We start from the raw sequence: 6,178 nt of genomic DNA on the forward strand, positions 1-6,178 counted from the left end.
AAGAAGGTTTGATCACTGGCGGCGAAAACCTGGTGGGGCGTGCTGGCAAAGTCTCAATCAGCCAGCAGCATTTTCTCGGTAGTCCGGGTACGATGAGCTTGTCTGTCTCCAGTCCGCTCCAGATCTCCTCTGGTGAGATCTCAATCGACCTCCCTCAGGACAGGGTTGCAGCAGTGGCCGGTCAAGAAAGCACGGGCGTGACAAGAACCTCTCAATCTGTGGACATTACATCTTCAGTGCGACCGATAGACATTGGTTTGACCTATCAGATCGCTTCGGATGCTCCTGGACCGGATATTCTGTTTAACGCGGGATATCGCGCACGAGGCGGTGACCAAAATCCCTACATTGGATTTGCACTCAGTCACAGGTTTTGAAGCGCAGTGAGCGAAGCCCGATCGCAGGGAACAATTCCGCCGCCGCCAAAGCCGAGCAAGTCTTCGGATGATCAACGACCTGTAAGTGGAGTGTGGCTCCCACGTGTTTAGCGTAATTCCAGGATATCAGGCGACTAATGTTGGACTGTTTACACCCGTTTGCGATGGTGGTCATCAGGATTTGGGTGAGGCACGCGCGCACCGCTGACGATGACCCACCTGCTCGACAGATTACTCTTCCCGCATGGCGTGGGCGATCTGATCCTGGATCGGTTTGATAAGATAAGACAGGATGGTGCGATCGCCGGTCTGGATCAGCGCTTCGACCGGCATGCCCGGCATCAGGATGTTGCCGTCTATTTTCTCCCGTTCTCCCTCCAGAAATCGGAGCCGCACGGTGAAGAAACTCATGCCGGTAACCTCATCGAGGGTCGTTTCCGCCGAAATCGTGACAACCTGACCTTTCAATTCCGGTGTTGTGCGCTGGTTTAAACCAGGCAGACGAATGACCGCCTGCTGACCCGTGTATATCTGATCGACATCTGTCGGTGCGACCTGCGTTTCGATGATAAGCGCGTCTTCTTTCGGGACGAGCAACAGGACGGGTTCTGCCGGGCTAATGAAGCTGCCTTCTGTGTGCACGTTGAGTTGATGGACAAAGCCTGACCGTGGTGCCCGGATATCCATGCGAGAGAGCTGGTCTACAGACGCCGCTTTCTGCTCTGCCAGTCGCGCAATCTCACTGCGCGTTTCCTGAAGGTGTTGAAGCGTCTCGGCACGGTAGTCTTCCTGCAATTGCAGGATCTGGATGCGCCTTTCGCTGATTTCCAGCCCGGTGCGGGCCGCTTCAGCCAGCAATGCCCCGTGCTCACTTCGCAGGCGGGTCTTGTCCCTGCGGACCGCCAGAACCCGGTTTCTGGAGACGTAACTGTTTTCCAGCAGTTTTTCGAGCCCGGCAAGTTCCATATCAATCAAGCCGATCTCTTCTGCCTTGGCGTCCGCCTGAACCTCGAGATTGTCGATTTGGCTTTCGAGTTGATTGATTTGCTCATTGAGTTGATCCGTCCGCCCCATCAACCCTGCCAGTCGTGCAGCCCTGAGCTGGCGCTGCACTGTCAAAATACGAGATATTTCTGTATCAGATGCACGACCGGCGATACTCTCGGGAAACACAATGACTGTTGCGTTGTCACGTTCGGTAATCAGGCGTGCTTCCGTCGCAACCAGTTCGTCAAGCTGCTGACTGACAACCGCAAGATTTGCGCGGGTGGTCGCATCGTCAAGACGCAGAAGAAGGTCACCCGCCTGAACCAGATCGCCATTTTCCACAAGAATATCTGCAACAATGCCCCCTTCCTTGTGTTTGAGGGTTTTGACATTGGATTCGACAACAATGGCGCCGGGCGCGATGACCGCCCCGGAGATTTGCATCCATGCAAACCAGGTGATGAGGAACGCGAGAAGCGCGCAGAAGAACAGGCCAGCGCCCCACAGATGCCGCCTGATGCTGCGACGCAGTGTTTGGACAGTTTCACTCATGTCTTCGCTACACCGCCCGAACCGGTTTGGGGCTTTGCGTGAGAACCTGCTGCAGGACGTCTTCCTTTGGCCCGAAGGCCTGGGCGCGTCCCTCCTTCATGAACAGGACGGTATCCACGCCGGCCAGTGCGCTTGGCCTGTGGGCAATGACGATGACAATCGAACCGGAGTCCCGCAGGGCACCGATGGCCTTGGTAAGAGCGGTTTCGCCTTCAGAATCAAGATTGGAATTGGGTTCATCCAGTACGACCAGGAACGGGTTCCCATAAAGCGCGCGCGCCAGGGCGACGCGCTGCATCTGCCCACCGGACAATGTGCTGCCACCCGGCCCGATCTCGGTGTCATACCCATTCGGCAGCGACGTAATCAGCGCCTGCGCATCGGCAAGCTCTGCCGCCCGGATGATGTCTTCCGGACAGGCTTCCATCTGGAATCGGGATATGTTCTGGGCCACGGTTCCGGCAAAGAGCTGGATATCCTGTGGCAAATAGCCAATAAACTCACCTTGCCGATCCGGTGCCCATTGGAAGAGATCCGAACCATCCAGCCGTAGTGAGCCGCGCAGCGCCGGATAGACACCAACCAGGGTCCGTGCCAGCGACGATTTACCAGCGCCCGAGGGGCCAATGACACCGAGCCCGTCCCCTGCCTCCAGCGCAAATCCGACATTCTGAAGCACCGGATGGCCTACCGGACCCGAAACGACATTTTCCAGGGCCAGAGTTTTGGACGGCAATGGCAATTCCATGCGCTCAGGGTCTTCCGGGCGACCTTCCACGACATCCCGAAGGCGCTTGAACCCCTGTCTGGCCGCCACAAATCCGCGCCACTGGCCGACCGCCATCTCAACCGGAGACAGCGCCCGTGACGTCATAATGGAAGCCGCGATCATCACGCCAGGCGTGATCTCCTGACCAATGGCCAGCCAGGCGCCTGTTGCCAACATGGCGGATTGCAGCATGAAGCGGAAGGATTTGGTGATCGTGCTAAAGAGGTTCGCCATGTCTGCGGCATGCCGCTGTTTTGTGAGAAAGGTTCCATTGAACGCCTCCCACTGCTCTTTCAGCGTTGCCGTCATACCCATGGCCCGAACGGCCTCGGCATTCCGCCTGCCCTGTTCAACAATGGCCGCGCGTTGAACGGCATGCCGGTTGGCTTCTGCCGACGGCTTGCGCGATACCAGTTCATTCAGGCCGATCAAAATACAAATGAAGACCGCGCCCCCAATGGCGACCAGTCCAAGGATCGGGTGAAAGACATAGATGATGGTCAAGTACACCGGCATCCAGGGAAGATCGAAGATCGCTGTCGGTCCGGGTCCAACGAGGAACTGGCGCACGGATTCCAGATCGCGCACCGGGTCGAGTGTTTCCGCCTTGCGGCCGATCAGAACCGGCAGCGTGATCGAGCATTCATAGCTTGTCGCAGAAAGCTGTGCATCGAGATGCTGACCGACGCGCAGCAGGACACGCGAACGGATGCCCTCGAGGAGGCCATAGAACACATACATGCCACCCGCCAAACCAGCCAGCACGATCAGCGTCGGTACCGAACCGCTCGCCAGCACCCGGTCATACACCTGCAGCATGAACAGCGATCCGGTGAGCATCAGGAGATTGATCGGCAGGCTGAGCAGGCCAATGCCTGCGAGTGTAGAACGGAGTGCCTTCAGGCACTCCGCAACAAGCCCGTCCTGGGAGCGTGAATGCGACACCATGCGTCGTGTTCGTTACGCGTGAAACCGGAAATCGTCGGAGGACAGATCCGACACGACGACATTCTTCAGGACAATGCTGTTGTCAGTATCCAGCGTGATGGTTGTGTCGGTGCCGTCATCCGCCGCGCTGTTCAGGACGTCTGCATAGGAGGCCAGGTTGGTGACACCCCTGAATTCGATGACATCCTCCGTCCCAGCACCAGCCACGAAATCGGTTATGATATCCTCGCCAAAACCGGGATCAAAGACGAAGGTGTCGTCTCCCGATCCGCCGGTCAGGGTGTCGTTGCCATCACCGCCCGCGAGGGTGTCCATGCCCTCATGGCCGACGAGAACATCTTCACCGCTGCCACCCGTGAGATGATCGTCCCCCGTCCTGCCGAGAAGGGTCTCGTTGCTGCTGCTCGCAGACAGATTGAGCGTGTCGTCCCCGTCACCGCCGTCAAAGGTTGTCCGGATGACCTTGTTGCCTTCCGCATCAAAGAGCTGAGAATAGATTTCAAAACCGTCAGGCGTATTAACCTGGCCATACGAATGCCAGCTGATCGCAAACCCGCCATCTTCCAGACCGACGACATCGGGATACATCTGGTTGTGATAGATCCACTGCGTGTTCACCTGGAACTCGCCGCCGACCGTTGAACCATCAGCGGCGTATCTCTGACCATGAATACTGGCACCAGATCCATCCTGGCCATAAGACGTCCAGGTTGCCACAAACCCACCGTCTTGCAACCCGGACACCGAAACCCAGTACTGGTTATAGTCCGTGGCGGTATTGATCTGGAATTCGCCACCTGCTGCTGAGCCATCGGCATTGTATTTTTGGCCATAGGCACCCCAGAATGCACCATCCTGATCAAAGGATTGCCAGGTGACGACAAATCCCCCGTCTTCCAGCGCCGTGATTGAAGGCTCGCCTTGTTCGCTTGCCGTGTGCGTGTTGATTTGGAACTCCGAGCCAAGGGGGGTTCCATCAGCGTTGAACCGCTGACCATAGATACCGAAAAGGTCTCCATCCTGCAGCGCGGACTGCCAGCTGACGACAAAACTCCCATCCGTAAGCACGGTGACAGTCGGCCAGATCTGTTGCCCCGCAGTATGCGTGTTCACCTGGAACTCGGATCCCGATGGCGTGCCGTCCTGGCTGAAGCGCTGCCCAAAGATGCCCCCCTGATCACCATCCTGACCGTCCGAATACCACACGGCAACAAAACCCCCGTCGTTCAGAGCCGCAACGTCAGGTAAGCTCTGATGTCCGTCAGTTTCGGTGTTGAGCTGAAACTCGTCTCCGACGGGCACGCCGCTTTCATCAAAGCGCTGGCCAAAAATGCCCTCGCCTGAACCATCCTGATCGGTCGACAGCCACACCACCACGAAACTGCCATCATTCAGACCGGCTGCAGAAGACAGCCACTGATCTCCGGAGGACGTCGCATTAATCACCAGTTCTTCGCCAATAGGCGTACCACTTGCGGAAAACACGCGGCCATGGACCTCATAGCCCGCAGCATCGGCCTGACTACTTGTCCAAGTGACCACATAGCCACCATTGACAAGCGCTGTGGAGCGGGCAAAGGCGCTTGTCGTGTCCGTACCGAGATTATCGCTGACCCGCTGCTCCGCTTCCAGTCTGATGTTAAACTCCCCGCCATCATCCTCAAAGCGGAACGTGTAAGCACCGCCTACCCCCGCGCTTCCTCCGAGAGCGTGCAGTTCAATAAAACCGTTGTCGGTTGACATCGTGTAGTAATCCATGGTGCCCGACAACGTTGCAACGGTCGATGTTGCGTCACGCACGACAGTCACATTGACGACCGGATCGTAAACATCCCCGACATCAAGGGCGAAGGTCTTACTAGTCGAAAGGTCACCCGAGTCCGTGGCTGTGACCGTTAGGACAACCTGAGTTTCGCTCTCATAATCCAGACTTTCACCGTCCTTCAGTTTCAAGGTGTTCCCCAGAACTTCGAAGCGGTCATCATCGACAGTATATGTAAACGTGTCGCCAACATCCGGATCGCTGACCGAGAGCATGCCAATCACGGCCCCGGCGTCGTGTTCCTGGACCTCTGAACCTGTCAATGTGAGATCTTCCGGAGCATCATTGACCGGTGTGATTTCAAGCGCGAAGGTCTCGCTTGTTGCAAGTGAGCCATCGCTCGCCGTCACCATGACGTCCAATATGCCGTTGAAGTCCTGGGGCGGTGTGCCTGAGAAACTCTCCGCAACCGCATCAAACACCAGCCAGTCCGGCAGGGCCGAACCATCCGCAAGCGTCGCACTCAAGGTCAGCGCATCGCCATTCGGATCCTCAAATGCATTCACTGGCAGTGTAAAGCTCACGGCCTCGTCTTCTGCTGAAAACTGATCCTCCAATGCAAATGGCGGAAAAGGTGGATCATTGGCTCCAATGACCTCAAGGGAGACGGTTGCGGTGCTCACCCCGCCATTGCCGTCACTGACCGTATAGGTGAAGCTATCCGTCAGGGTCTGGTCCCTCTCCAGAGCCCGAACATTAGCTGCGTTGGTGGGATCGTAGCTG

General features: G+C 57.1%; 4 protein-coding genes. 1 reads left to right on the top strand and 3 read right to left on the bottom strand.

Annotated features, from left to right (window positions below):
• On the top strand, positions 1–377 hold a 377-nt coding region (locus ACR0BU_RS24410), incomplete at its 5' end, for a hypothetical protein (RefSeq protein WP_480739508.1).
• A 231-nt stretch (positions 378–608) separates the two neighbouring features.
• Here ACR0BU_RS24410 and ACR0BU_RS24415 read toward each other — a convergent pair.
• From ACR0BU_RS24415 to ACR0BU_RS24425, 3 genes are all read right to left on the bottom strand, one after another.
• Positions 609–1,916: an HlyD family type I secretion periplasmic adaptor subunit gene (locus tag ACR0BU_RS24415; protein WP_480739510.1), complete on the bottom strand. Its 1,308-nt coding sequence runs from the start codon at positions 1,914–1,916 to the stop codon at positions 609–611.
• Between the two features lie 7 nt (positions 1,917–1,923).
• Entirely contained in the window at positions 1,924–3,633 is a 1,710-nt protein-coding gene (locus ACR0BU_RS24420) for a type I secretion system permease/ATPase (protein WP_480739511.1), read from the bottom strand.
• A 12-nt stretch (positions 3,634–3,645) separates the two neighbouring features.
• The coding region (locus tag ACR0BU_RS24425; RefSeq protein WP_480739513.1) for a putative Ig domain-containing protein at positions 3,646–6,178 on the bottom strand (2,533 nt) is incomplete at its 5' end.

Source organism: Ruegeria sp. CK2 (assembly GCF_056536585.1).